Annotated in this window: 25 protein-coding genes and 1 pseudogene; 10 read left to right on the top strand and 16 right to left on the bottom strand. The window is 38.8% G+C overall.

The window, feature by feature from the left end; translation table 11 throughout:
• Positions 1-529 precede the first annotated feature (529 nt).
• The 3 genes from JFL43_RS19245 to rsgA all read left to right on the top strand — a co-directional run bounded on the left by JFL43_RS19245 (position 530) and on the right by rsgA (position 4,630).
• Positions 530-1,879 carry a hemolysin family protein gene (locus JFL43_RS19245; RefSeq protein WP_234447897.1) on the top strand — a complete coding sequence of 450 codons (1,350 nt, stop codon included), beginning with the start codon at positions 530-532 and terminating at the stop codon, positions 1,877-1,879.
• A gap of 87 nt (positions 1,880-1,966) precedes the next feature.
• Positions 1,967-2,863, top strand: coding sequence for a cation diffusion facilitator family transporter (locus tag JFL43_RS19250; protein WP_200750273.1), 897 nt, complete (start codon positions 1,967-1,969; stop codon positions 2,861-2,863).
• Positions 2,864-3,547: 684 nt separating this feature from the next.
• On the top strand, positions 3,548-4,630 hold the full coding sequence (gene rsgA / locus JFL43_RS19255) for a ribosome small subunit-dependent GTPase A (RefSeq protein WP_200750274.1): 1,083 nt from the start codon (positions 3,548-3,550) through the stop codon (positions 4,628-4,630).
• Between the two features lie 48 nt (positions 4,631-4,678).
• Here the strand turns inward: rsgA and JFL43_RS19260 are convergent, their stop codons facing one another.
• From JFL43_RS19260 to JFL43_RS19270, 3 genes and pseudogenes are all read right to left on the bottom strand, one after another.
• A complete protein-coding gene (locus JFL43_RS19260) occupies positions 4,679-5,326 on the bottom strand; it encodes a response regulator transcription factor (protein ID WP_200750275.1) in 648 nt (215 codons plus the stop codon).
• Between the two features lie 12 nt (positions 5,327-5,338).
• Positions 5,339-6,454 (bottom strand): GAF domain-containing sensor histidine kinase, encoded by a 1,116-nt coding sequence (locus JFL43_RS19265; protein ID WP_200750276.1) that lies wholly within the window; start codon positions 6,452-6,454, stop codon positions 5,339-5,341.
• A 267-nt stretch (positions 6,455-6,721) separates the two neighbouring features.
• A pseudogene (locus tag JFL43_RS19270) lies at positions 6,722-7,016 on the bottom strand (carbon-nitrogen hydrolase); the annotation flags it as partial.
• A 108-nt stretch (positions 7,017-7,124) separates the two neighbouring features.
• On the opposite strand from JFL43_RS19270, the gene JFL43_RS19275 reads away from it, so the two are divergent.
• From JFL43_RS19275 to JFL43_RS19290, 4 genes are all read left to right on the top strand, one after another.
• Positions 7,125-7,550: a disulfide oxidoreductase gene (locus JFL43_RS19275; RefSeq protein WP_200750277.1), complete on the top strand. Its 426-nt coding sequence runs from the start codon at positions 7,125-7,127 to the stop codon at positions 7,548-7,550.
• Positions 7,551-8,027, top strand: a complete 477-nt coding sequence (locus tag JFL43_RS19280) for a thioredoxin family protein (RefSeq protein WP_200750278.1) — start codon at positions 7,551-7,553, stop codon at positions 8,025-8,027. It begins immediately after the preceding gene.
• Positions 8,028-8,089: 62 nt separating this feature from the next.
• The gene (locus JFL43_RS19285; RefSeq protein WP_100795936.1) at positions 8,090-8,935 is read left to right on the top strand and encodes an RluA family pseudouridine synthase; all 846 of its coding nucleotides are present in this window, start codon (positions 8,090-8,092) and stop codon (positions 8,933-8,935) included.
• A gap of 152 nt (positions 8,936-9,087) precedes the next feature.
• Positions 9,088-9,441 carry a hypothetical protein gene (locus tag JFL43_RS19290; protein ID WP_200750279.1) on the top strand — a complete coding sequence of 118 codons (354 nt, stop codon included), beginning with the start codon at positions 9,088-9,090 and terminating at the stop codon, positions 9,439-9,441.
• Between the two features lie 126 nt (positions 9,442-9,567).
• Here JFL43_RS19290 and JFL43_RS19295 read toward each other — a convergent pair whose 3' ends face one another.
• Complete coding sequence (locus tag JFL43_RS19295; protein WP_234447898.1) at positions 9,568-10,395, bottom strand: aldo/keto reductase; 828 nt, start codon at positions 10,393-10,395, stop codon at positions 9,568-9,570.
• 160 nt (positions 10,396-10,555) lie between these two features.
• Between JFL43_RS19295 and JFL43_RS19300 the strand changes: the two genes are divergently transcribed.
• Positions 10,556-11,857, top strand: coding sequence for an NCS2 family permease (locus JFL43_RS19300; protein ID WP_200750280.1), 1,302 nt, complete (start codon positions 10,556-10,558; stop codon positions 11,855-11,857).
• A 43-nt stretch (positions 11,858-11,900) separates the two neighbouring features.
• On the opposite strand, the gene JFL43_RS19305 is transcribed toward JFL43_RS19300, so the two are convergent.
• The 3 genes from JFL43_RS19305 to queG form a co-directional block, all read right to left on the bottom strand.
• Positions 11,901-12,128 carry a hypothetical protein gene (locus JFL43_RS19305; RefSeq protein ID WP_200750305.1) on the bottom strand — a complete coding sequence of 76 codons (228 nt, stop codon included), beginning with the start codon at positions 12,126-12,128 and terminating at the stop codon, positions 11,901-11,903.
• A gap of 292 nt (positions 12,129-12,420) precedes the next feature.
• Entirely contained in the window at positions 12,421-12,894 is a 474-nt protein-coding gene (gene trmL / locus JFL43_RS19310; protein ID WP_100795931.1) for a tRNA (uridine(34)/cytosine(34)/5-carboxymethylaminomethyluridine(34)-2'-O)-methyltransferase TrmL, read from the bottom strand.
• A 14-nt stretch (positions 12,895-12,908) separates the two neighbouring features.
• Complete coding sequence (gene queG / locus JFL43_RS19315; RefSeq protein ID WP_200750281.1) at positions 12,909-14,045, bottom strand: tRNA epoxyqueuosine(34) reductase QueG; 1,137 nt, start codon at positions 14,043-14,045, stop codon at positions 12,909-12,911.
• 61 nt (positions 14,046-14,106) lie between these two features.
• Here queG and JFL43_RS19320 point away from each other — a divergent pair, with 61 nt between their 5' ends.
• Positions 14,107-14,799: a B3/B4 domain-containing protein gene (locus JFL43_RS19320; RefSeq protein ID WP_200750282.1), complete on the top strand. Its 693-nt coding sequence runs from the start codon at positions 14,107-14,109 to the stop codon at positions 14,797-14,799.
• Between the two features lie 12 nt (positions 14,800-14,811).
• Positions 14,812-15,327, top strand: a complete 516-nt coding sequence (locus JFL43_RS19325; RefSeq protein ID WP_100795928.1) for a DIP1984 family protein — start codon at positions 14,812-14,814, stop codon at positions 15,325-15,327.
• Positions 15,328-15,545: 218 nt separating this feature from the next.
• On the opposite strand, the gene JFL43_RS19330 is transcribed toward JFL43_RS19325, so the two are convergent.
• From JFL43_RS19330 to JFL43_RS19370, 9 genes are all read right to left on the bottom strand, one after another.
• On the bottom strand, positions 15,546-16,550 hold the full coding sequence (locus JFL43_RS19330) for an ABC transporter ATP-binding protein (RefSeq protein WP_200750283.1): 1,005 nt from the start codon (positions 16,548-16,550) through the stop codon (positions 15,546-15,548).
• Positions 16,547-17,476 carry a C40 family peptidase gene (locus JFL43_RS19335; RefSeq protein WP_200750284.1) on the bottom strand — a complete coding sequence of 310 codons (930 nt, stop codon included), beginning with the start codon at positions 17,474-17,476 and terminating at the stop codon, positions 16,547-16,549. The genes JFL43_RS19330 and JFL43_RS19335 overlap by 4 nt, the downstream gene beginning before the upstream one ends.
• The gene (locus tag JFL43_RS19340; RefSeq protein WP_200750285.1) at positions 17,460-18,566 is read right to left on the bottom strand and encodes a dipeptide epimerase; all 1,107 of its coding nucleotides are present in this window, start codon (positions 18,564-18,566) and stop codon (positions 17,460-17,462) included. Before JFL43_RS19340 ends, JFL43_RS19335 begins: the two co-directional genes overlap by 17 nt.
• 18 nt (positions 18,567-18,584) lie before the next feature.
• Positions 18,585-19,508, bottom strand: coding sequence for a S66 peptidase family protein (locus JFL43_RS19345; protein ID WP_200750302.1), 924 nt, complete (start codon positions 19,506-19,508; stop codon positions 18,585-18,587).
• A 101-nt stretch (positions 19,509-19,609) separates the two neighbouring features.
• Positions 19,610-21,235, bottom strand: a complete 1,626-nt coding sequence (locus tag JFL43_RS19350; protein ID WP_200750286.1) for a peptide ABC transporter substrate-binding protein — start codon at positions 21,233-21,235, stop codon at positions 19,610-19,612.
• 62 nt (positions 21,236-21,297) lie between these two features.
• Complete coding sequence (locus JFL43_RS19355; protein ID WP_200750303.1) at positions 21,298-22,323, bottom strand: ABC transporter ATP-binding protein; 1,026 nt, start codon at positions 22,321-22,323, stop codon at positions 21,298-21,300.
• Positions 22,324-22,361: 38 nt separating this feature from the next.
• Positions 22,362-23,288, bottom strand: a complete 927-nt coding sequence (locus tag JFL43_RS19360) for an ABC transporter permease (protein ID WP_200750304.1) — start codon at positions 23,286-23,288, stop codon at positions 22,362-22,364.
• 5 nt (positions 23,289-23,293) lie between these two features.
• Positions 23,294-24,232 carry an ABC transporter permease gene (locus JFL43_RS19365; protein WP_200750287.1) on the bottom strand — a complete coding sequence of 313 codons (939 nt, stop codon included), beginning with the start codon at positions 24,230-24,232 and terminating at the stop codon, positions 23,294-23,296.
• 23 nt (positions 24,233-24,255) lie between these two features.
• Positions 24,256-25,080, bottom strand: coding sequence for a M55 family metallopeptidase (locus JFL43_RS19370; RefSeq protein ID WP_200750288.1), 825 nt, complete (start codon positions 25,078-25,080; stop codon positions 24,256-24,258).
• Positions 25,081-25,119 lie beyond the last annotated feature (39 nt).

A 25,119-nucleotide genomic window follows, 5' to 3' on the forward strand; every position in this document is an offset into this window, starting at 1 on the left:
TTTCCGCTTTTGAATATACATATTCAGCTCTCCCTTTTAGATCTTTGCACTTGTAATTCACTTAAAAAGACAACAAAAAAAGCGTACACCCTTTTCAGAGCGTACGCTTTTGAAAATAGATATAGGTATCAACACCTATACCAATTATTTAAATAAGTTAAATTACAGCCATAACTGCTGAATGGGTAGGTGTGGATTCATTATTTAGTTGTACATATAAATTTCTTAACTTTTTCATAATCCATACCTCCATTTCCATAAATTATTTAGTGCCTCTTAATATTAGCACTTCGAATTTTGAATTGTCAATACCTTTAGAATAAAATGGATAATTTAATTATTCTCTAACTTTTTACAGATTTTCATTCTTCAGTAATCCATTATCATTAATAAGCAAAAAAAGTTCAAGTAGATAATTTGTTTTTTAACGCTAGATATCATATCATTATATTACTTAACTATTTTTTATATCACAGGAGGTGTACACTTTGTTCTCTCCCCTCATTTGGGTCTGGAACAAAGGAAGTCTTTGGACATAGCCATACGGTTGACAGCATTTGCTGTCTTGATCGCATGTTCGGCTTTTTTCGTAGCAACAGAATTTTCTATCGTTAAAGTCCGAACAACTCGAATTGATCAGCTTATAGCTGAAGGTAACAAAAACGCATTAAAAGCTAAAAAAGTAGTATCTAATTTGGATGAATATTTATCCGCCTGCCAGTTGGGGATTACGATTACTTCTCTAGGGCTTGGTTGGCTTGGTGAAGAGACAATATCGATTTTATTAAAGCCGATATTTGATTTGTTCACACTCGAAGGAAATGTAACATCAGTTCTATCCTTCATACTGTCATTCTCTATCGTGACATTTATACACGTTGTAGTAGGTGAACTAGCACCGAAAACGTTAGCCATTCAAAAAGCTGAATCTGTTGCACTAGCGACGTCAAGTCCTTTAATTACGTTCCACAACCTCATGTATCCGTTTATTAAAGTGCTAAACTTCTCAGCACGCTCATTATCATCACTTTTTGGTCTAAAAGATGTATCTGAATCAGAAGTGGCAATGACTGAAGAAGAATTACGTATTATTTTATCGGATAGCTTGAAAAGCGGCGAAATAAATCAGTCTGAATATAAATATGTGAATAGCATTTTTGAATTCGACGATCGTATTGCCAAAGAAATCATGGTACCTCGCACTGAAATCATTGGTATTGAAAAAGAATTGACACTTAAAGAAGTTTTCGAAGTGATGGGTGTTGAACAATATACACGCTATCCAATTATTGATGGAGATAAAGACCATATTGTAGGTCTCGTCAATATGAAGCACTTATTAACTGCTTATATTAAAGACCCAGCTAATGGCTCAAAATCAGTTTTGGAATATATGCAGCCCATCATTCGCGTCATCGAAACAATACCAGTTAGTGACCTATTGTTAAAAATACAACGTGAACGTATTCATATGGCCATCTTAATGGATGAATACGGTGGTACTTCAGGTCTTGTAACAATTGAAGATATTATCGAGGAAATTGTCGGTGATATTCAAGATGAATTTGATGCTGATGAAATTCCTGAAGTTCGTAAAGTAGCTGATCATCATTTTATCTTTGATGCAAAAATGTTAATCGAAAGCGTTAACGATTTCCTTAACATTAACATTGAAGAAAATGACATCGATACAATCGGAGGTTGGTTTATGACCAAAAACTTTGATGCCGTTAAAGGCGAAGCCATTACCGAACAAGGCTATGAATTTATCGTAAAAGATGTAGATGGTCACCATATCTTATACTTAGAAGTTATTAAGTTATCAGACGACATCACCGACGAGTCCCAAAAAACTAAAGAATCATCTTCAGAAGTATAATCATAAAAATTAAACAAGGAACGACGCACACTATAATCAGTGTGCGTCGTTTTCTGTTGCTCAGAAGTCTTGCAGGGGGGAAACATTGTGGACTTATATACAAATTTAAGACAAGGAGAAAAAGGGGCTTGGCTCAGTATTACCACGTATCTTTTACTCAGCTCAGTTAAACTTACAATTGGTTTTATAGGAGCGTCTACTGCATTAAAAGCTGATGGACTAAATAATACAACAGATATTATTGCTTCTGTTGCTGTACTTATAGGATTGCGTATTTCACAAAAGCCACCAGATGGAGATCATCACTACGGTCATTTAAGAGCTGAAACAGTTGCTTCGCTTATTGCATCGTTTATCATGGCAGTTGTTGGGCTACAAGTGTTGTTCAATTCCGGTAAAAGCTTTATTGAAAACAACCATTCTACACCTTCTCTGTTAACTGCAATCGTTGCAATCGTTAGTGGTATTATTATGTATTTTGTCTATCGCTATAATTTAAATTTGTCTGAACGTACAAAAAGTTCAGCTGTAAAAGCTGCTGCTCTCGATAATCGCTCAGATGCTCTTGTTAGCTTCGGTACCGCAATTGGGATTTTTGGTGCCATCTTCGGTTTTCCAATCATCGATTCCATCACGGCAATCATTGTTGGTGTTATCATCATTAAAACAGCCTACGAAATATTCTTTGAGGCAGTTCATACTTTGACTGATGGCTTTGATGAAGAAGAAGTTGAAACATTATCAGCACTCGTCCGCAAAGTGGATGGTGTTATTCATCTCTCAGATTTTAAAGGCCGAAACCATGGAAATATGGTATTTGTAGATTTAACAGTCACTGTTAATCCTGACTTAGATGTTTGGAAAAGCCATCAAATTACCGAAGATATTGAAAATACGATTAGGCTAGCAAAACCACTGACCGTCGTACTCGTTCATATTGAGCCCGACGGTTTAGTGCATAAACATAATTCAGGGTTAATGTAATTTTTTGAGAAAAAATGAATATTTATGTTGACATTGTTTTTCCATTTTGATAATCTGAATACAACTTTAAGGAAAGCAGGTGAGGTTTTATGACAAATTTAATGAGCATTGCATCATTGCAAATCGGTTTGTTACAAAATACTCGCCATCCGTATGCTTTTTAAGGATACTTTCTTTTATTGTGCGTGTATAAACTGTAGCTGCCGATTTGCAGCTACAGTTTTTTTTTATCTTAAATGCTGAAGCGGCCCGCTCAGCCCCGACAAGCACTGGACGGCTCGAATCAAAGGCGCTTTTTGCCTTTGACCGAGAGACTGAAGTGACCTCGAGGGGCTGGCCGCTGAAGCTGGATATCTTGATTAAATGCTGAAGGCGCTCGTACAGCGGCGAGGTCGTTGGCAGGCGGAAACCAAAGTCGCTCTTTGACTTTGAGCGCCCGACTGAAACGACCCGAGCCGTTAGCGCCTGAAGCTGGATATCTTAAATGCTGAAGCGGCCCGCTTAGCCCCGACAAGCACTGGAAGGCTCGAATCAAAGGCGCTTTTTGCCTTTGACCGAGAGACTGAAGTGACCTCGAGGGGCTGGCCGCTGAAGCTGGATATCTATCTTAATGCTGAAGGCGCCTTACAAAAATACAGTCGCCTCAGCTCAATATCTCTACACACACAATAGGAGGATTTAAAAATGACAAAATTACAAGATTTCGGTTGGAATTCAGCTTGGCAAGATCAATATAAAATTGCACAAGCTTCAAATAAATTAGCGAAAACAATTCCCGGACGTGTATTACTAGAACATAAGCACTCATACCGTGTCATCACGGAACAAGGAGAATGGCTTTCTAGTCCTTCTGGAAGCTTCCAACATACCGCTTTTGAACGACGTGATTTCCCTGCAGTTGGTGATTGGGTGTTAGTTGAACAAATGCCTGGTGAAGAAAAAGCAATTATTCATGCTGTATTGCCACGCACTTCCTTGTTCTCTCGTAAAGTCGCAGGGGCAACTACTGTGGAGCAATTAATCGCAGTCAACGTTGACATCGTCTTTTTAATTATGAGCTTGAACTTAGATTTTAATCTTCGAAGATTAGAGCGCTATTTAATCGCAGCTTGGGACTCTGGTGCTACTCCAATCATCGTTTTAACGAAAAAAGATTTATGTGAAGATGTAACACCATTCATTAAAGAGGCAGAATCAGTTGCCTTTGGTGTACCTATTTACACAGTGAGTAGTTTTACTGGTGATGGCATTACAGAACTTCAACAATTACTTGTGGATGGTAAGACTGCCGCACTTTTAGGCTCATCAGGAGTTGGCAAATCGTCATTAACAAATGCATTATGTGGCACTGAAGTTATGTACGTGCAAGAAGTACGCGAGGATGATGATAAAGGGCGCCATACAACGACACACCGTGAATTATTTAAAATCCCTGGTGGTGGCTTACTAATCGACACGCCTGGCATGCGTGAATTTCAACTATGGGATCAAAGTGAAAGCTTAGATAGTAGCTTCAAGGATATTGAAGAATTGGCAGCGCACTGTCGCTTTAGAGATTGCGAGCATAAGCGTGAACCTGGATGTGCCGTACAAAATAGTATTCAAGAGGGTACGCTCATACGCGAGCGTTACAATAGCTATGTTAAGCTTAAGCGTGAATTGGCCTATATAGAACGAAAGGCAAACGCACAAGCACAAATTACTGAACGGAATAAATGGAAGCAGGTTTCAAAAACCTTACGCCAAAAACCACAGAAAAAACGTTAAAAAAGCTGTCCCTTCAGTCATATTAATGACTACGGGACAGCTTTTCTTCTATTGCTCACTCGATGCAGTTAAACCATGTTTCACTGCATAAAGTGCCGCTTGCGTACGATCTTGCACTTCCAGTTTCGAGAAAATATTCGATATATGTGTCTTCACTGTTTTTTCTGTAACAAAAAGTGAAGATGCAATTTCGCGATTACTTTTGCCCTTCGTTAACTCAGCCAGTACATCACGTTCACGAGGCGTCAGAGGGTGCTTCATATGCGGCAAATCCTCCTGCATCTCGCGACTTTTAATAAGCTGAGTCGTCGCTTGTGGATGCAATGTATTCTCCCCTGCCATTATTCTTCGGATGGATGTCACAAGCTCATCTGGTTCGATATCTTTCAATTGGTAGCCAGCAGCTCCTGCTTCAATTGCTGGGATGACATGATCACTATCTGAAAAGCTCGTTAGCATTAACACATGTATGTTGGGGAATTTCGCCTTAATACGTTTTGTCGCTTGAATGCCATCCAATTCAGGCATAACTAAATCCATTAAAACGATATCTGGATTTAATTCATTCGTTAACTCAACTGCTTCCTTACCATTTTGAGCCTCACCAACAACTTCAATATCCTTTTGTGTTTTTAAGAAAAATAATAATCCTCTTCTCACAACATGGTGATCATCTGCGATTAATACTCTAATCATCGTAATCCCCCCTTAATAAGGTAGACGGATTAAAATTTCCGTTCCTCTTCCAAGATTGCTCACCCAATCAACCTTGCCACTTAGCGCCTTCGCTCGATCTCGCATGCTCTGCAATCCAATCGATGGCAAATTAACAAGTGAGTCCACCTGGAATCCTCTACCTTCATCTTTAATAACTAACAACACATCAGTTTGGGTAATAATGATATAAATTTCTGCATTCTTAACACCCGAATGCTTGCGTACATTATTTAGCGCTTCCTGTGTAATACGGAATAGCGTTTCTTCAATACGAGAAGGCAGTTTTAAAACACCCGAGACATTAACAGAAAGTTGAATGCCCAGCATCTCTGCATAGCCTTTAATAGCCTCCATTAAGCCACTTTCTAACCCTTTAGGTCGCAGTTGCCAAATTAATGCGCGCATCTCTGTTAAAGCTTCTTGCGTTAAATTCTGAATTTCCTTAAACGTTTCCTTCATTTCAGGTTGCTCAGCCATTTCAATTCCAGCACGAGACGTCAATGTAACAGAAAACAACAACTGATTTACTGAATCATGTAAATCTCTTGCCAACCGATTTCGTTCTTGTACAAGCGCCATTTCCTGCTCTTGTTTTGTTAACAAAATCCGTTTAATAGCCGACCCCATTTGGAAGGCCACGGATTCTAAAAGTGCTAATTCATCATCCGTAAAACTGACGGTATTTGGCGTTGCTACATTTAATAGCCCAAAACGCTCTTGTCCAGATTGCAAAGGCACTGTTGCATGATGTGTAATACCTCCATCACCTTCTAACTCAGCAGCATTGGCACTTTCAATACGCTGACATTCAATAATGTTAGACGCTTTTTTTAGCTCATTATTACGATATTTTGATAAGCACCAGCAACCACCTTTTTCTAGAAAATGACATTGATTATGCTTCAAAGCTTGCGGTAAATTATCATGCGCAATGAGTTCATGTTTCCCTTTATTAGTAATAAAGAATATCCAGCCCGTTTCAAAATTCGTACCTGCTAAAAACTTTCGCAGTGCACCTTGGAGCATTGCTTGAATCTCAGTTTCTTCGTTCAATAGCTCGGCAATTTCCTTCAGCAAGCTAATATTAGAATGATCATTTGGCTGCAAGTAACTGCCTCCATTCTATTTTATCCATAAATATATTGTACCTATTATCATACCACTGCCTGTCATACATTCGCATGAAATAGCCCTCATTCTTTTGACTGAGAGTTTAGAGAACGGAGCGTTCGTTTACATCCGATAACGCTTGCGAAACCAACGTGAAATCGCTCTTTGACTTCCCATGAAGATTCCCTCGGTGAGAGCGCTCGTAACTAGATGTAGCCTTGCACTATGTTATCCACAATGCTAGATTTTATAATCCCCTATACATACGGGGTCATAAATTTTATGAGGAGCTACATATTCTCGCGGTGACATTTCATCCGCATGTTTATGAAACTTTGGTATACGCCCCTGGGTAATAGTAGATTTTAGATTAAATTGACGTGCTAAATCTTTTCGTGCATCATAAAGACCTTGTACAACTTTCATACTGCGATAATCTGGATTTACCATGACCTCTATTCCGTATAAATTATACCTATTTTTTGTTATAGTTGGTAATATACCCATTATCAGTTACACCAGATCTTGTATGGCGGTCATCATATTCATAAAAGTAAATTCCTTATTTTTATTATAGAGAAGTTTAAGTCAAGGTTAAATTATTTTACTTATATTATCATTCCCTCTATAATCTATAGGTAAATACTGTATTAACAGGAGATATATTATGACAAAAAAAATTGAAAATAGTTTGCTATTCATATGGGTTGTTTCATTCGTCGCAATGCTAGGCTCCTTGTATTTTTCGGAAATCCAACAATATGAGCCTTGTAAGCTATGTTGGTACCAACGTATTTTAATGTATCCAATTGTCATCATCACAACAGTTGCATATATTCAAAAAAATGCACGTATTGCTGTAACAACAGCTGTTTTCGCCATTATCGGTGGTTGCATTTCTATCTATCATTACGGTATTCAAAAATTCGAATTTTTAAGTAGTTCCGCAACTACATGTGGCCGCGTACCTTGTACTGGTGATTACATTAATTGGCTTGGATTCATCACCATCCCATTCCTTGCATTAATAGCATTCGTATTAATTGCTGGAGCAAGCTTTTACTTATTAAAAGCATCTAAGGAGGAACAATAATTGAAAAAGCTATTAATCATTGCCAGCGTCATCGTTGTACTATTCGGATTAATCTTCTTCTTAAACAATCAAAGTAATAAAGCAAAATTAGCAACCAATCCTTATGACATTGACAAAGACAATATAAAACAATCAACCATCAATTTATTAACTGACGAGAACTATCAAAATATTATCACACCTACAAATCTTGAGAAAAAGCTATCTAAAGGTGATTCGGCCGTGGTATACTTCTTCAGTCCAGAGTGTATACACTGTAAACAAGCAACACCAAAATTAATGCCTGTTGCAAAAGATTTAGGCGTGCATATCGATCAAGTAAACTTGCTTGAATACGATGTGGGGGACAAGTACAATATTGAAGGTACACCAACACTTGCTTACTTCAAAGATGGTAAAGAAGTGAACCGCATGTCAGGTGACGCAGATAAGGCTACTTTCAAAGCCTTTTTAAAACAGACCAATCTCGCGAAATAATACAACTAAAAAGGATTATGTTGTATAAACAACATAATCCTTCTTTTATTGGAGGAATACTGATGAAACAATCATGGACTTACTCAATTCAACAAGAAGGCCAAACAATCGATGAACTACTACGTGACCAATGGAAGCTCGGCAAAAAAACAGTACACGAACTACGTATGACAAAAGCCATTTCAGATACAAACGGCGAACTTTTACAATGGAAGCTCCCTCGTACAAAAGGTACAGAAATTGTGGTGACATTAGATGTTCCTGAATCTTCTTATGAAGCAACTTTAGATTGTGACGTAAAAGTAATATATGAAGATCAAGATTGCCTAATCGTCTCTAAACCAAAGGGCATGGCAACACATCCAAATGATGTATGGGACCGTGACACATGTATGAATCATGTGATGAAATATGTCCAAGACCAAGGCGGCGTTTATGCAGAGCATGCTCACAGACTTGACCAAGGTACATCTGGATTATTACTAGTAGCTAAACATCCAATAGCTAAATCAATTTTTGACCGCTTGTTAGAAGAGAAAAAAATTGTCCGCGTCTATGAAGCTGAAGTACAAGGTCATATGAAGGAACGTCAAGGGACGATTCGAGGCCCGATCGCCAAAGATCGTCACCACGGTACTCGCCGACGCGTTTCACCTGAAGGGCAAATGGCTATTACGAATTTCGAAGTTGTACGCCATTTGGAACATTCAACAGTAGTCAATCTTGTATTAGAAACTGGACGCACACACCAAATCCGTGTCCATCTTGCATATATCGGTCACCCAATTGTTGGTGACACTTTATATGATGCTAGAGAAACCGCATCTGGTGACTATTCACTTCATGCAAGAAAACTAAAATTCATCCATCCATTCACAGGCACAAGAATGGAAATCCTTGATAAATAATTAAATCCGAAAAGCCTCCTTCACACTTAAAAGTGAAGGAGGCTTTTGCATTAAATACTACCAAAAATTTAACCGCAAAGGAGCATGATGATTAGGGTAAATAAAACAATGATCGCAACTGCCCTGCAATTAGAAATTGTATTGATGTTTATTTGGCTTACTTTGGAGCTTTGGAGCTTGGCTTCGTTGACTCAGAGCTTAGCTTCGTTGACTCAGAGCTCGGCTTCGTTGACTCAGAGCTCGGCCTCGATGATTCAGAGCTCGGCTTCGTTGACTCTGAGCTCAGCTTCGATGACTCAGGGCTTGGCTTCGTTGACTCAGAGCTCGGCTTCGATGACTCAGGGCTTGGCTTCGTTGACTCTGAGCTCAGCTTCGATGACTCAGAGCTTGGCTTCGTTGACTCTGAGCTCAGCTTTGTTGACTCTGAGCTTGGCTTCGATGACTCAGGGCTCGGCTTCGTTGACTCAGGGCTTTTCTTTTGCCACTCGGGCCGCTTCAGCATTTAATCATGATATCCAGCTTCAGGCGCTAACGGCTCGAGGTCGTTTCCGTTCTCTCGGTCAAAGTCTGTAAAGATGACTTTGATTCGAGAACTACAACGCTTGTCGCCGTTGAACAAGCGCCTTCAGCATTTAAAATTTAAAATGGTCCGGGTGCGAGCCTGTTCTTTCGTCTTTGTTTAGTGCGTCGATTTGTTTCATGTCTTCGGTTGTTAATTCGAAGTCGAATACTTGTGCGTTTTCTTCAATGCGACTTGGTGTTACTGATTTAGGAATAACGATGTTGTCGCTTTGTAAATGCCAACGGATAATTACTTGTGCGATTGATTTACTGTATTTTTGACCAATACTTGCGATAACTGCATCTTCTAAAACTTTTCCTCTACCTAATGGCGACCATGCTGTTACAGTAATGTCGTTTGCTTTGCAGAAGTCTAGTAACTCCACTTGTGTTAAGTAAGGATGTAATTCTATTTGGTTTACCATTGGTTTGATATTAGCTTGTACAAAAATTTCTTCTAAATGATGAATTTGGTGGTTAGATACACCTGTAGCACGAATTAGCTTTTCATCATAAAGACGTTCAATTGCGCGATATGTGTCTTTAAATTTTTCTGGTACAGCCCAGTGAGTTAAATATAAATCTAAATAATCCATATCTAATGTTTTTAAAGAAGTTTCGAAAGCACGTAATGTTTCGTCATAGCCTTGGTCTGTGTTCCAAACTTTTGAGGTGATGAAAAGGTCTTCACGTTTAACACTAGACGCTTTAACTGCTTCGCCTACCTCTTTTTCATTTTTGTATATTGCCGCTGTGTCTATAGCGATATAGCCTGCATCAATTGCAGTCGTCAAAGCTTGAAGAGCCTCGTCACGATCTGTCATTTTGAAAACACCTAGTCCAAAGCGTGGCATTTCCACTTCGTTATGTAAAGTTTTTGTAGATGTAATATTCAACATTGAGCAAAACTCCTTCCAATTGGATAATTTTATTATACAAATGAAATCAAATAATTTCGAGAATAATGACTTTGGGGAAAAGGGTTGCATTCATCACTATAAACGAATAATATATTCAATGTTGTTAAAATTGTTCGTGTTTAAGAAAGAGGGTATTGAAATGTTTCGTTTGAAGGAACATGGTACAAGTGTTAAAACTGAACTTATTGCAGGAATGACTACATTCCTGACTATGATATATATCGTTGTTGTGAATCCGATTATATTATCTGACGCTGGTGTTCCACTTGACCAAGTGTTCATGGCGACAATTATTTCTGCCGTTATCGGTACTTTATGGATGGCGCTATGTGCGAATTATCCAATTGCCATTGCTCCAGGTATGGGATTGAATGCATATTTCACTTATGCAGTCGTATTATCATCAGATGGTAAAATTGATTATTTAACAGCCTTTGCTGCTGTCTTTGTGGCAGGTATTATTTTCATTCTTTTATCTTTAACGCCACTACGTGAAAAACTAATTATGACGATTCCAGAAAATTTAAAGCGTGCAATTACTGCAGGTATTGGTTTATTTATCGCCTTCCTTGGCTTGCGTATGGCTAAAGTTGTTGTCGCTAGTGATAGTAACTTAGTGATGCTAGGTGATTTAACTTCTCCTGGAGTGTTACTAACGTTATTTGGTTTATTTATTACTGTTATTTTAATGGTACGTAATATCAAAGGTGCATTATTTATCGGTATGATTGCGACAGGTATCGTTGCTGCATTAACGAATCAGTTACATATTGTTAAAGTGGTCGCACTTCCTCATTTACCTGAAGGTGTTTTAATTTGGAATCCAATTGAAGCTTTTAGCCAAGTCATTTCTTTTGGATTGTATGGTGTTGTATTCTCATTCATTTTAGTTACATTATTTGATACAACAGGTACAATGGTTGGCGTTGCGAAGCAGGCCGGTTTAATGAAGGGCGATAAATTACCACGCGCTCGTCATGCATTATTAGCTGACTCAGTGGCTACAACTTTTGGTTCTATGTTTGGGACAAGTCCCACGACTGCATTTGTTGAGTCTTCAGCTGGTGTTGCTGCTGGTGGTCGTACAGGTTTAACTAGTTTAACCGTCGCAGGTCTATTCATTGTCGCTTCATTCTTCGGTCCACTAGTTGGTGCTGTATCAGGTGTTGCAGCGATTACTTCTCCAACATTAATTATTGTAGGTACGTTAATGATTGGCTCTGTAAAAGGGATTGAATGGAGTAAATTCGATGAAGCGTTCCCTGCTTTCTTAATTATTTTAATCATGCCGCTTACTTCAAGTATTTCGACAGGTATTGCTTTCGGATTTATCACTTACCCAATTTTAAAAATTGTTAAAGGTGAAGCGAAAAAAGTACATCCATTACTTTATCTTTTCGCTATCCTGTTTGCATTCCAATTGATATTCTTACCACACTAATACAGAAAATGCCCATTGCATAATCGGATGCAATGGGCATTTTTTAATCTTTTCTTATTTCAATTGGGGGTGCTTTATCTGATTGTACAGGATCTGGCACACGTCCATCACGTTTAAGTTCCTCTCCATCACGCATTCTATCCATTTGCTTGCCTAATTGTTTGAGCTCTTCCATAGAAGTCGCCATCGAGCCGTTTACTGGTTCTTGATCGTACTTATCCACCTTATCCGCTCCCTTAACAAAAATGCATTCCTTAGTAATTCTTTTCATATTCCTTACATCCTATTCAAGTAATGCACACATTGCAAATAATAATGAACGATTTCTGCCATAATTTTATAACATGCGATTATTTCATTTTTATACAAAGTAGGCTATACTTGATAGAGAACTTTTGATAAACATGAGGAGGGTACTTCCATGAAATTACTTTTAATTCTTGGTGTTTGTATCACATTTTTAACTGCAATTTTCACTGCAGGATACGAAGACAAACAAGGCACTTCTGAAAAATAATCCACCATATAAAAAGAGGACAACCTACTTATAGGCTGTCCTCTTTTTATTTTAATCCTGGGAATTGCTGTTGACGAAGTGCCTCATATATTAATATTGCCGCTGTATTTGAAAGATTTAACGAACGTACATTATCACTTTGTGGAATGCGCAAACAACGATCTTGATGCCCTTCAATTAGCTCCATAGGAATACCCGTTGTTTCCTTACCAAAAATAAAGAAAATCTCTTCTTCTGGATTACTGAAATTAAAATCTGAATAAGCTTTATCACCATATGTTTCAATATAATAAAATGAGCTATCTACGTTCTTTTCAAAAAACTCATCTGCCGAATCATAATAAGTAATATCGACACTATTCCAATAATCTAGTCCGGCTCTTTTTAACATTTTGTCGTCCGTTGAAAACCCTAAAGGACGGATTAGATGTAAGCTTGTATTTGTACCAGCGCAAGTTCTGGCGATATTACCAGTGTTGGCCGGGATTTCTGGTTGATATAAAACGATATGCAAAGACAACTTTGACACTTCCTTCAATTTTCTTCTAAAAAGGCTAATCCTTTTTCTATTTCTATTATAACCTCTGAATCCTGCTCTTTTTGCAATGCGGCTTGTAAAACTTCTTCTGCTTCTGCCCCGCCAATTTTTCCGATAGCCCATGCTGCAGTTCCTCGAATAACTGGACGTGCATCCTGCTGCAAAATTTCGAGTAATTTTGGCATGGCTGACACTTCTTTGAAATGCGCAAGTGCAATAATAGCATTACGCTGAATCGGCTTCTTGCCTCTCCATGAGCCAGAAATATGGCCAAACTTTTCTTTGAATTCTCTATTTGAAATCGTTAGGAACGGCTCGAGTAGTGGTTTCGCAATATCAGGATCTGGTTTAAAAGCATCATGCAACCAATTGAGCTTACCTTTGTTTTTTGGACAAACGGTTTGGCAAGTATCGCAACCGTAGATGCGATTACCAATTTTCGCACGGAATTCATCCGGTAAAAAACCTTTTGTCTGCGTCAAAAATGCGACACAGCGGCTCGAGTTTAATTGACCACCTTGCACGATAGCGCCCGTTGGACAAACATCAATACAAAGTGTACAATCCCCGCATTGGTCAGCCATTGGTTCATCTGGAGCAAACGGTAGATTCGTAATCATCTCTCCTAAATACACATAAGAGCCAAATTCAGGTGTAATGATAGAGCAATTTTTTGCACTCCAACCAATTCCTGCTCTTTCGGCAACAGCGCGGTCAGACAGCTCTCCTGTATCAACCATTGAACGCATTTTAGCGTAAGGAACCTTTTCTTGTAGGAAAGCTTCCAATAATGCTAATTTTTCGCGTAGCACTGTATGATAATCCATTCCCCATGAAGCACGACAGAAAATACCTCTGCGCTCACCGCGCTTTCCTTTTGGTGCATTTTCCATACGCGATGGATAGGCAATCGCAATTGCTACAATGCTTTGTGCTTCTTCTAGTAAAAGGTTTGGTTCCGTGCGCTTCTCTATATCAGATTCTTCAAATCCAGATTGGAAATTGAGCTCTTGCTGGCGACGTAGTAGACTTTTCAACTCAATGAATGGTGCAGCGGATGTAAAACCAATTTTATCTATGCCAATGGTTTTTGCGTACTCAATCAGCTCTGCTTGCAAGTCGTTGACAATCACTTGGTTCTACTCCTTTCTATATGGTACACTTGTGTGAAAATACAAGATATAGGTGATGTTCATGGTAAAAATTTCATTAGATTCTACTTTATTAAACAAAGTACCTGACTTTAAAATCGGCATTATCCATTATACCAAAATTGTCGTGTCTGAATCTCCTCAAATGATTAAAGGACGTACACAATTATATCAAGAAAGCTTATTTTTAGAACTGCAGGACAATCCTGTAACTGAGCGTGCAGGCATTAAAGAATGGCGCAAGCTTTGGAAATCACTTGGTGCAGATCCAAACCGCTACCGTCACTCTGCTGAAAGCTTAATGCGCCGTATTGCCAAGCAAAATTACATAACGCCTTTTCATTCAGCAGTCGATCTAAATAACTTCTTTTCTTTACGATACGAAATGCCAGTTGGTATTTATGATGTCAAAAGTTTAGATGGTAATGTGACCGTATCACTTGGTAGTGAGGAAACGGGCTATGAAGGGTTAAATGGCCGCTTCAATTCGCTACATAATATAATTGTCACTTCAGATGTACAAAGCCCATTTGGTAGCCCCTTTGTCGATTCGAAACGGACAGCTGTAACAGAGGAAACAACTGAAGCACTTCACGTATTTTATTTACGCCCCTCTTTATCTACTGCAGAAAGTGCCGAGTTACTTACTGCTGCAGGCAAAATGTTCACTCAAGTACATGGCGGTGACTTCGCTACCAGTCTATTATACAAAGATCAGCAATTGCTTGAAATTTAAGGAGGTCCTATATTGGGTACTATTACATTAGCCGAAGCTGTAAAACTTAAAAGCATTTTAACGAAAAAAGTACAGGAACTATTACCTGAGCTACAACGCGTCGCTTTCGTACAAGTGGAAAAAGGTGAAGAGCCTAAGCCATCTAAACGCTTATTAACAGAAGTAGAGGCCGATCTTGAAGATATTCGCAAAGATATTCGTTTACTAGATAAATTAGTATATCGTGCAAATATCGATCATACTTTACCATTCAAAGATGAAGAGTACGCAATCGTTGAAGCGATTGAATATGCAACACAGCTTCGTGCCAGAGCAGCTACTTGTAAAGAGTTTGCTCAAGCAGAGCAAGAAGAAATTCAATATGGCTATTCTGATGGTACTACCGTTTACCGTGTTGCCTTATTTGATCCTGAAGAATACCGTTTGAAAGCGACAGAACTTGAGAAGGATGCGCATAAGCTATCTAACTTAATTAATGCAAAAAACCATACAATCGAAATCGATTTCGATGATAGCAAATATTTCTAACCTTGAGGCGGTGAGACTCTTCCTCGAGGCGTAACGGGCATGATTACCTTTTTTCATTAGTTGAATTCAAACCGATGACCGATGACCATTTAACATATTAACTGTGACCAATGACCAACCAATGCAAAGGCCCACAATTAGTAGTTTCGTATCTCTCGATCTGCCGTTACGAAAAAACGCGCTTCTCCTTTATGGAGAGCGCGTTTTTTATATTGTATTTACTGAGCAATCGTCTCAAACTGCTCCTTAGCAAATATTTCTTCATCATATAAATGACAAGCAACATAATGCCCTTCACTTTTTTCCAACCATTTTGGCTGTAGTTGTGAACAAACTACTTTTGCCATCGGGCAACGGTTGTGAAAAACACATCCAGTCGGTGGATTGATAGAGCTCGGTAATTCGCCCTTTAAAATAATGCGTTCCCTTGCCTCTTCAATATCTGGATCAGGGATTGGAATAGCTGATAATAAGGCCTGTGTATATGGATGAAGCGGCTCATGATACAATTGCTCACTTGTCGTCAGTTCTACCATTTGCCCTAAATACATCACACCAATTCGTTTTGAAATATATTTTACCATTGATAAATCATGCGCGATAAATAAATATGTTAACCCTTTTTCCTTTTGGAGCTTCTGCAAGAGCTTTACTACAGATGCTTGTACGGATACATCTAACGCGGAAATTGGCTCGTCGGCAATGATGAATTTCGGGTCAAGTGCAAGTGCTCTCGCAATGCCGATTCTTTGCCGTTGTCCACCAGAGAATTCATGTGGATAGCGGTTTGCATGATCTCGATTCAATCCTACATTCTCAAGCAATTCATATACCCGCTTTTTCAGCTCACCCTTAGATTTATATAAATTATGAATTTCCATTGGCTCTGCAATGATTTCGAAAACCGTCGTGCGCGGATTTAATGATGCGTATGGATCCTGGAAAATCATTTGAATCTTCTTTAAGAATTGATTGCGCTCCTTCTCTGTCATTGTATGAACATCTTTGTCTTCAAATAGTACTTTTCCCTCTGTACGGTTATACAGGCCTAATATCGTTCTGCCAACAGTTGATTTTCCACATCCTGATTCTCCAACCAACCCGAATGTTTCACCTTCCATTACATCAAAACTTATGCCATTCACTGCTTTTAATGTCGCACCTTTTCCCAAATCAAACTGTTTTTTTAGTTGCTGTATGGATAAAATCACTTTTTCTGTCATGTTATTTTCACCCCTGATCCATAGCGTCTAACAGCACAAAGCTCTTCAACAAAAATTGTGCCTTCAAGTTTTCTCAATTCTACCGTTTTCCCTGTCTGTGGCGAATGAAGCATTTGTCCATCGCCGTAGTAAAAGCCCACATGCCTTACAGGTTTTGTGCCCTTTTCATCTGCAAAAAATAGTAAATCACCAACTTGCCACTCATCTTTATTGTCCTTGGATATAGCCATACCATATGTAGCCTGATCACCAGCATCCCTTGGAATATGAATGCCGCAAGCCTTTGCCATATTATATGTAAAACCTGAGCAGTCATAGCCATACGATGACATGCCGCCCCATATATAAGGTAGGTCCAAATAGTTCAAGCCAAATTGTACAGCCTTCACCATAGATTGAACTTGATGGCCTGTATATTTAATTGCACCTTGTTTTAAAATTTTGCCGATTCCGATTGGGGTATCGACAATATAATGCTGCTTTGTGTCAGCTAGTACAGGTAATATCGTATTAAAAGTTAAGATAATTTGGGGTGTACCATCCTCTAGCCATAATTGCGTTTTGTCTACATTCACGATGATATTCCCCTTAGACTTAGATGGCTGGTATTTACATAATTGCACTAAAGGTACCCAACCTGGATAACCTCTATCATCCTTATGCGTAGGCTGCAAAATGGAAATCACTTTTGCCCATTCACCTTGGATTTCCTCAACAATTACAGGCTCACCAAATAGTAATTGTGTTTGGATTCTATTACCTTTACATAAATCCAATCGTTCTTCATAATGAAGTGCTTCTAACCACTTCATTAGCTGTACGGGGTTTACAATAGCTGATTGATCAATATCACGAACTGATTCAAGTTTCGTCCAAACAGATGCGACTGTTACAGAGCAATACCAAATACTATGTAATGTTGTCATCTTGCTCTCCCCCTTTATTTACTTTCTCAATGCCTAATCCACTGCGTTCTGAAAAAAAGATTTTACTTTCTTTATATGTAACCCCTCCACTAATGGTTTCAAAATTTAACATCAATGGTGCATCAAAATCGTAATATTGTATATTTGGTTGACTAGCAGCAAAATGAGCCGCCGCTGTAATGCCAATTTTCGTTTCAATCATACTACCTGTCATACATTTCACACCGTTACTTTCAGCTAAGGCATTTATTTTCATTGCTTGATAAATACCTCCAGCTTTCATCAATTTAATATTTATTAAATCAGCGGCACGCATTTCTAAAATGTTTTTCGCATCTTGCACTGAAAATACACTTTCATCCGCCATTATCGGCGTTAATGTATGGTCTGTCACATATTTCAATCCATGAAAATCACGTGCTAATACGGGTTGCTCAATTAGTTCTATATCAAGGCCCAAATCTTCCATTTTACATATAGCAAATACGGCTTCTTTTGGCTCCCATCCTTGATTGGCATCTAGGCGAAGCTTTGTTGCATAACCGATTTCATCTCGAATTGCTTTAATACGGGCGATATCTTCTGCTATTTCTCCGATACCGACTTTTACTTTCAATACATTAAAGCCATTAGCAACATACTTTGCTGCATCGGCCGACATTTCTGCCGGAGCATTTACACTTACTGTATAATCCGTTTCAAGTTCTTTTTTATGGCCACCTAAAAATTGATAAAGCGGCATTTCTGCTCGCTGTGAAATTAAATCGTATAATGCCATATCTACTGCCGCTTTTGCACTTGTATTACGTACCATGGCTTTATGTAGCTTTTGAAAAGCCTGCTCATTATAGCGAAGATCTTGCCCAATTAATAATGGGGCAAATACTTCTTCAATCGCATAACGAATGCTAGCCAGCGATTCACCTGTTATGACATGCGTTGGGGGTGCTTCCCCCCATCCAACACGCCCATCGTCTACTGTGATACGGACATAAATGGACTCTGCAATTGTGACAGTACGTAGCGCCGTTTTAAATGGCTTTTTTAAAGGTACTGCTACTTGAAAAGATTCGATTGATTGTATGATCATGAATTGTCACCCCTTTATTTACTCGACTCCTGGCAGAATCGTTAATGTTTTATCGTTCGCATTTAAAATGGCTTCTGCTCCTAGAGGTATTGCAAAATGGGGCTCACAATGGCCGATTTTAAAGCCCCTTACAACAGGTACATTTAAAGCACCTAAATAGTGATTCAGCACGTCATTCAATGTTAAAGATACTTTGCGTTTTTTCGGCTCTGCATTACTAAAATCTCCAATAATAAACCCTGCTGCATCGTATAATTTACCCGCTTGTCGTAATTGATTTAACATACAATCTATTTTATATGGCTCTTCATCTACATCTTCGATTAGAAGAAGTTTGCCCTTCGTATCTACATCAAATTGTGTTCCGAGCCCATTTGATAATAGACTCAAGTTACCACCTGTAATTTCACCTGTTGCTACTCCTGCAACCATTGTTTGTAATGGAGAGAATCCCTCTGTATATAGCAACTCCATTGGTTGGAAAAGTTGCTTGAACATTTGAGCAGACTTTTCATGGAATGTTGCTCTCCCAACATCAGAGGCTAGCATTGGACCATGAAAAGTAATGAAATTAGAATATCTCCCTATCGCTGTATGTAAAAACGTAATATCTGAATATCCCCAAAAGATTTTAGGATTCTCAGCAAGAAGTTGAAAATCAATTTTATCTGTATATCGCGCTGCTCCGTAACCTCCACCTGCACAAATAATTCCTGCAATCGAAGGATCAGCAAACATCGTATGCAAATCATTGAGTCTTTCCTCATCTGTTCCTGCTAAATATCCATTTACATGCGTAATAGATGAGCCAAATTTATATTGCAATCCAAGCCCTTCAAGAAATGCGAGTGAGTTTTGTAAATTTTCTAAGTTTGGTGGACTTGATGGCGCTATAATCCCAATTGTGTCGCCCCTTTGAAGCCTCATAGGTCTATTTTTCATCATCATTTCCTCCTTTTCTTAAATAAATCAAGGAACGGCGGCTTATGCATTCCCTCATTTATTGAAGAAAGTGCAGTGCCTATAAAAGGCACTGCTATTCATCATTTTTTATCTGCCCATTTCAGTTCCGTATAACCAACTGGATGACGGACAATACCTGACACATTAGATTTCTCTAATGACACTTGGTTATAGAAATAAAGCGGTACAATTGGTGCTTCATCGATTAACACACGCTCAGATTCTTGTAACGTTTCCCAGCGTTTTGTTGCATCTGTCTCTTGTTTAGCAGATTTAATTAAGCCATCGAATTTTTTATTTGACCACGCTGTACGATTCATTGGAGATCCAGTAATAAAGCTTTCAAGTGCATTGATTGGATCTGCAAAGTCATATAAGAATGATGAACGAGATGTTTGATGCTTTAACTCTTTTTGCTCAGCAAGGAATACACTTGCTTCTACATTTTGAAGCTTCGCGTCAACGCCAAGTGCATCTTTAAATTGGCTTTGTAATGCTACAGCGATTTTTTGGTGATCAGGACTTGTAGAATACGTTAATGTCACTTTAGGAAGCTTAGACCAGCCTTCTTCCTTCATACCTTCTTCTAATAATTTCTTTGCCTCTGCCTTATCAAATGTCACCAAGTCTCCAACAGATTCACGGAATTCTTTACCGTCTGAACCCTTGAATCCATAAGTTACGAAGCCGTGTGCCGCTTTCTCACCATTTTTCGTTACATATTGAACGATGTTTTCTTGATCTACTGCTTTAGCAAAAGCTTGGCGTACTTTTTTGTTTGTGAACGGCTTTTTCTCTACATTGAAGCGGTAGAAGTAGATACCTGCTTGATCTTCAACATGTATTTCTTTATCGTTCTTTAATTCTTCAGCCAGTTCAGATGGAACACCCGATACATCTAGCTCATTTGATTTGTACATTTGATACTCCGTATTAGAATCATTCACCATTGCCCAATCGATTTTATCAAGCTTTACAGTGTCTTTATCCCAATATTGATCGTTTTTCTTGAAAACAAATTTCACATCATGTTCCCATTCTAATAAGTTGAAAGGACCATTACCGACAAATGAATCTGCTTCCGCAAACCATTTTGGATTTTCTTTCGCCACTTTCTCATTTACTGGGAAGAAGCTTGGGTTTGTAATAATGCTCAAAAACGCATCAGTTGGTGCATTTAATTTCACTTCAAAAGTCTTTTCATCTGTTGCTTTAATGGCCACTTTATCCGCTTTACCCTCGCCTGTGTTATAAGCTTCAGCGCCATCAATTGGATATGCTAAAAATGCTGCTGGTGAAGCTGTTTCTGGATTTAGCATATGTAGCCATCCATACACAAAGTCCCCTGCAGTTACCGCATCGCCATTTGACCATTTTGCACCGTCACGAATTGTAAATGTATAAGTTAATCCATCTTCTGAAACAGCAATCTTTTCAGCTGTCGCTTCTACAGGTTGATCTCTATCATTGAAACGAACTAAACCTTCCATCAAGTTATTTAATGCGTTCCATGACACTGCATTAAAACCAACAGATGGATCAAAAGAAGTTGGTTCACTTCCGTTATTTAAATAGAGAATTTTCTCTTTAGCATCTCCTCCACCGCCATCAGATGCTGGTTCCTTACCTGCATCTTTACTAGCTGTACAAGCGGATAAAACAATGGCAAATACTGCTACAAATAAAACTGTTAACCACTTTTTCATGAATACTCCCCCTTTTAGCTCAATTGTGAAATATATTAAGCACAATGTGCCCCTCACCATTTTCAACTGAATATCCCTTTTGCTCTTTCATCCTGCAACCAACAATCTACTTTATGCTGCCCAAATAAGGATGTTTCCACAGGATAGGCATGGCTACATACTTCCATTGCATATGGACATCTAGCTGTAAATGCACAGCCAGTAGGTGGTGCAAACAAATCAGGTGGTGTGCCTTCAATTGGCTGTAATTCTTCCTCTAATAAATCTAAACGAGGAACGGAATTTAAAAGTCCCTTTGTATATGGATGTGCAGGTGCATAGAAAATTTCGCGCTTCGTACCGATTTCAATGATTTTCCCTGCATACATAACAGCTATACGATCGGCTATTTTTGCGACTACCCCTAAATCATGAGTGATCAATATAATCGATACGCCTGTTTTTTCCTGAATCTCTGCAAACAGTTCTAGTATTTGCGCTTGAATCGTTACATCTAGAGCAGTTGTCGGCTCATCCGCAATTAATAATGTAGGTTCGCATATTAAGGAGATAGCTATAACAATTCTTTGCCTCATACCACCGGAAAACTGATGTGGATATTGTTTTAAACGTTCATGTGGATTCGAAATCCCAACAAGATTAAGCATTTCTATTGCCTTTGTTTTAGCGTCTGCCTTACTAATTTTATGATGTGTTCGTAAGCCCTCAGTCAACTGCTCTCCAATCGACATCGTTGGATTTAGTGCTGTCATCGGATCTTGGAAAATCATCGATACATCAACACCTTGAATTTTACGAAATTCCGATTTATTAAATGCTGTAAGGTTTTTCCCTTTAAAGATCACCTTACCGTTCGTAACCTTCCCTGGTGGCGATGGGATTAACCCCATAATTGCATTAGATGTAACACTTTTTCCACAACCAGACTCTCCTACAATTGCAAGCGTCTCACCTTTATGCAAATCGAATGTTACGCCTCTCACCGCTTGAACAACGCCACCGAATGTCTGAAACGTCACCTGCAAATCTTCTACTTGTAATATTTTTTCTTTTAATTTTCCCTTTTCATCAAATGCAGGCTGCTTCATCGAATTAGATTGCATCGCTTGTTCTCTTACCATCCCACTCACCCCCCTTGTTTTGGATCGAGTGCATCTTGCAGTCCATCCCCAAGAACGTTAAATGCAAACATTGTTAATGAAATAAATAATGCTGGGAAAAATAATCGCCACCAATCTCCAGATAAAATAACTGGCAATGCATCATTCGCCATCACACCCCAGCTGGCAAATGGCGTTTGAATACCTAGTCCTAAAAAGCTCAAAAATGCTTCCGCAAAAATGGCACTCGGTACTGTCAATGTCATCTGTACAATAATTGGCCCCATCGTATTCGGAAGAAGATTTTTACGTATAATGCGAGATGTTTTTGCTCCGAAAGACTTTGAAGCCGTTACAAACTCATAATTTTTTATTTGCAATACTTGGCCACGTACGATCCGTGCCATACCTACCCAGCCGGTAATGGTTAACGCAATGATAATGGTCGTTAAGCTTCGGTCCATGACTACCATTAACAAAATGACTACGAGTAAATGTGGTAGACCATATAAAACTTCGATAATACGCATCATCATTAAATCGACTTTACCACCCTTATAACCGCTAATACCGCCATAAATGATGCCGATGAAAAAGTCGATTAAAGCAGCCATCCAACCAACAAATAAAGAAATTCGAGCGCCGTACCATGTTCTCGTAAAAACATCTCTCCCCGCATCGTCCGTCCCAAACCAATGCATCATAGACGGCGCTTTGTTTTGATTTGGGTAATCCGTCGCTGTCACTAAATACGGCGAGAATATCGGAACAAATATAGCCATAATTGCAAGTAACATCAAAAATAATAATCCACTCATTGCGAGTTTATTTTTTCTTAACTTACGCCAAGCATCTGCCCAATACGATAGTGACGGCCTCACAACCATCTCAGCCTTTACCATATTTTTTGACTTAGGTGTAAACCACTCATCTTTTATTTCAACATCTTTCATGTTAGTCATGATGATTCACCTTCTTTTTTGTGCAATTTAATACGCGGATCTAAAATGCCATATACAATATCAACAAGGAAAAGCATGAATATTAAAAAAGTACTATAGAAAACAGTAGAGCCCATAATGACCGGATAATCACGGTTACTAATACTTTCTACGAAATATTTTCCCATACCCGGAATAGCGAATATCCGTTCAATAACGAAAGTACCCGTTAAGATACCTGCTAACATCGTCCCCATAATCGTCACAATCGGCATCATGGCATTTCTGAGTGCATGCCGAATAATAATTCTAGAAGGCTTCAGTCCCTTCGCTCTTGCCATCTTTATATAATCCTGTGTCATTACCTCTAACATACTAGAGCGAGTAAGCCTCGCTATAATCGCCATCGGACCTGTCGCTAATGCTAGAGTTGGTAAAATCATATGTAGCGGACTCTGCCAAGTTGCTGCTGGTAACCACCCCAGCTGACCCGCAAAAACTTGAATGAATAATGTTGCTAAGATAAAGTTAGGTACAGAAATACCTACAACAGCAAAAGTCATCGCTAGATAATCAATTATCCCGTTATGCCGGAGTGCCGCTAAAGTGCCTAAGGTGACACCTGATAAAACAGCAACAAGTATCGTTACAATCCCAAGCTCAAAGGAAATTGGAAACCCTCTGGCCAATAAATTATTCACGGATTCATTTGGCTTCTTTATTGAAGGTCCAAAATCAAACGTCACAATAGCTTTTAAATAATTCACATATTGCACTGGTAGCGGCTGATCTAGCTTGTAGTACTTTTCAAGATTCTCTTGAATTGTCGGATTTGAAGTACGATCCTCATCAAACGGTGAGCCTGGAATTGAATGCATTAAAAAAAATGTCAATGTTGCAATAAGCAACACGGTCAAAATCATCATGAAGAAACGCTTTATAATATATTGAATCATTCAAATCCCCCTCCTCCTTTGTATTAGCAATATCTAGTTTGGTAAGCCAGCTCTGCCATAACTAGCATTGCTCGATATGCTTCTAAAATATTTTGTGCCTTAAATTCCACCATTGTTGTTCCTTCAATAATTTTTGTTCCTGGCATTAATGCAGCCCATTCTGCTTGCCCGTAATTTGTAAATTCAATTCGTAATATAGGTTTAGCTGGTGGTACGAGCGGTTTAATTGAATCCCTTTTTGTAATTGCCTCAGCTGTTTTTTCAGCTAACAATAAACGTGCTTTTTTTGGATGTAATGTTTTCACCGTTGATCTCGAAATCGATTCCTTCACCGCTGCAGTCACAACACCAGGAATAAGTGCCTCAATCTCGCGACACGCACAATCATCACCCGCAAGGAATATAACCGGTACCCCAAAATAACCCGCAACATATGAATTAAAGCCAATTTCGCCAATCTCCACATCATCAATGAAAATTGTTCGAATACTAAAAGTCATCGAGTGGCTCATTACCCCTGGTTGCCCTGCCCTCGCATGATAGCCAGCAAACATAACACCAGCAAATGTTGCGTCCACATTTTGCACCATTGAAAGCGGCTTCAAATCCCCCGTTATCAAATCCGCATCCTCATGTAGTTCCTCGACCAATAAATTATTCATTTTGGAATGGCTATCGTTTACCAGCACTTCTTTAGCACCATTTTCAAAAGCAGCGCTAATAATCGCATTCGCCTCATCCGTCATGATTTTTCTAGAATTCTCGTAATTATTTTCAGATTGAGAAACAAATGTATAATCTGGTAACCCTGTAATGCCTTCCATATCTACCGATAAAAAATACTTCACAATATCACCCCTATTGTTTTTATAATATTCTGATAATAC

This window comes from Viridibacillus soli, assembly GCF_016612995.1.
Lineage (GTDB): Bacteria > Bacillota > Bacilli > Bacillales_A > Planococcaceae > Viridibacillus > Viridibacillus soli.